Annotated in this window: 1 protein-coding gene; it reads right to left on the bottom strand. The window is 59.9% G+C overall.

What is annotated here, in order from left to right:
• Nucleotides 1–172: 172 nt before the first annotated feature.
• Nucleotides 173–502, bottom strand: a complete 330-nt coding sequence (locus AACH06_RS30020; RefSeq protein ID WP_341429509.1) for a hypothetical protein — start codon at nt 500–502, stop codon at nt 173–175.
• Nucleotides 503–2,569: the final 2,067 nt, after the last annotated feature.

Genomic DNA, 2,569 nt, shown 5'->3' with positions numbered 1-2,569 from the left:
TGGCCGCCGGAGGACGGACAGCCCATGCCGACGATTGAGACGCTCCAAAAGAAGGCTCGGACATGCCGCTGCGCCTTAACCAACCTGCTGCCTTCTAATGCCTAACGTTCGACGTAAGGTGCCTGCCGAAGGCAGGTCCCCTTGACGGAGGGGTTAGGCGTCTGACTCGGCACTATGAGCCCTCGACCGACGACTTTGACTGTTCTTTCCACTGGATGAGGCTGTCAACTTTCCGTTGCGCTGCACTCTTGGCTTCTTCAAGTGTCTGAAAGCCAGGTGTATCGACGAAGGTTGGCTCGATTGCTGTACCGGCATGCTTAAAGCGAGCGTAGTAGAGACAGCCTTGAGGACCCAGTGGCATTGGCCTTTCGTCGGAATCCAGCTGACCTTCAACTCTCGCGAGCTCGTACCACCAATCAACTTCCAAGGCGATGATATCGACGGGGCGTTCAACGCTCCCGTCATATTTCCAGGTTCCAACCTGAACGATGCCGCGGGTCATCTGAGACGCCTAACGTTCGACGTAAGGGGCTGGCCGCAGGCCAGTCCCCTTGACGGAGCGGTTAGGCAAAGCGAGTGGGGCCCCGAGATGCCCGGAACGCAATGCCACAACCGACATGTATTTCAAGCCCGGTAGCCAGACGACGCAGGGGCTGACAAAGCAGAGTGCTTGCATGACGAGTGCTACGACGCTGGCCGGTAGAGAAGAAGGACTTCAGCTACCTCGGCAAAGCGGTGAAAGCTTGCCGTGGCAGAGATGGCCAACAGAGTACCACCGGCGGTGACCAAGGAGGGAGATTCCAGCAACCGTGATGTGCCACTGCGGCCGCCGACTTGTGCCCAAGCTGACTCGAATACGGCTGAAGTCGCCACAGCCCGTGCGCTGGCCGCCGGAGGACGGACAGCCCAAGCCGATGATTGAGTCGTCCCAAAGAAGGCTCGGACATGCCGCTGCGCCTTCACCAACCTGCTGCCTTCTGATGCCTAACGTTCGACGTAAGGGGCTGGCCGCAGGCCAGTCCCCTTGACGGAGTGGTTAGGCAGAGCGGGTAGGGCACCGAAATGCCTGCAACGCAATGCCACAACCGACATGCATTTCAAGCCCGGTGGCCCGGCGAGGCAGTGACTGGCAAAGCAGAGTGTTTGCATAACAAGTGCTACGACGCTGGCCGGACGAGACGAAGGATTTCAGCCAACTCGGCAGAGCGCTGAAAGCTCGCCGTGGCCGAGATCGACCACAGAGTACCACCGGCGCTGACCAGGCAGAGCAACTTGCGACCTTGGCATGCTGCTTGGGCCACCCACATGTGCCCAAGCAGACTTGAATACGGCTTGAACCACCACGGCCCGTGCGCTGGCCGCCGCAGGACGGACAGCCCACGCTGACGGTTGAGTCACCACCAGAAGGCTCCGTTATGCGATCGCGCCTTCACCCAACTGCAGTCTTTGATGCCTAACGTTCGACGTAAGGGGCTGGCCGAAGGCCAGTCCCCTTGACGGAGCGGTTAGGCAAAGGGGCCAGAGCAGCGAGACGCCTGGAACGCAATGACTGAACCGGCATGTATTTCAAACCCGGCGGCCAGACGAGGCAGAGGCTGACCAAGCAGACTGATTGCATGACAAGTGCTACGGCGCTGGCTGAGCGAGACGAAGGATTTAAGCTACCTTGGCAGAGCACTGAAAGCTCGCCGAGGCAGAGATTGCACACAGAGTACCACCGGCGCTGGCCAGACAGGACAACTTGCAGTCTCGGCAGGCTGCCGCGGTTTCCCACATGTGCCCAAGCTGACTGGAATACGGCTGGAACCGGCACGGCCCGTGCGCTGGCCGCCGAAGGACGGACAGCCCACGCTGACGGTTGAGGCACCCCCAGAAGGCTCCGGTATGCGATTGCGCCTTCACCCACCTGCAGCTTTGATGCCTAACGTTCGATGTAAGGGGCCTGCCGAAGGCAGGTCCCCTTGACGGAGGGGTTAGGGCTCACGCGGCCAAGAACACAGGAAATCATTGAAACTCGCCATCAGTGATGAAGCATAGCAACGCTTCTGCTCAGCTTGGCTGGCCCGGCTTTTGTTTCTCGCGCGCTTGCGGAAGGCCAAGGCGCCGAGAGGCATGACGGTATTCTCGTTCTGCAACTTCTCGTGCTGCGACGACCTTACGCCAAGCACTTAAGAACTCAACTGCAGCTATCAGTGACGCGGGCGAGTTGGGTTCGCCTTGCTTCACACCAAACCTGCGCTCGAGTAGCGACCAGGTGGCGAGAAAGCCAAGAGGACAAAAGCGCTCAACACAGCTGCGCAGAGCTATATGCCTGGCGCCCAGAGGCAATGACGAATTGACCACTCGACGGGCGTAGGTGCCGTAGCTCATTGAGCCCTAACGTTCGACGTAAGGGGCTGGCCGCAGGCCAGTCCCCTTGACGGAGTGGTTAGGCAGAGCGGGTACGGCACCGAGATGCATGGGACGCAATGCCACAACCGGAATGTATTTCAAGCCGACTGGCCAGGCGAGCCGGTGACTGGCAAAGCAAAGGGCTTGCATAACAAGTGCTACGACGCTGGCCGGGAGA

This window comes from Ideonella lacteola (genome assembly GCF_038066555.1).
Classification (GTDB): domain Bacteria; phylum Pseudomonadota; class Gammaproteobacteria; order Burkholderiales; family Burkholderiaceae_C; genus Ideonella; species Ideonella lacteola.
This window is presented reverse-complemented; position numbering and strand designations above follow the sequence as displayed.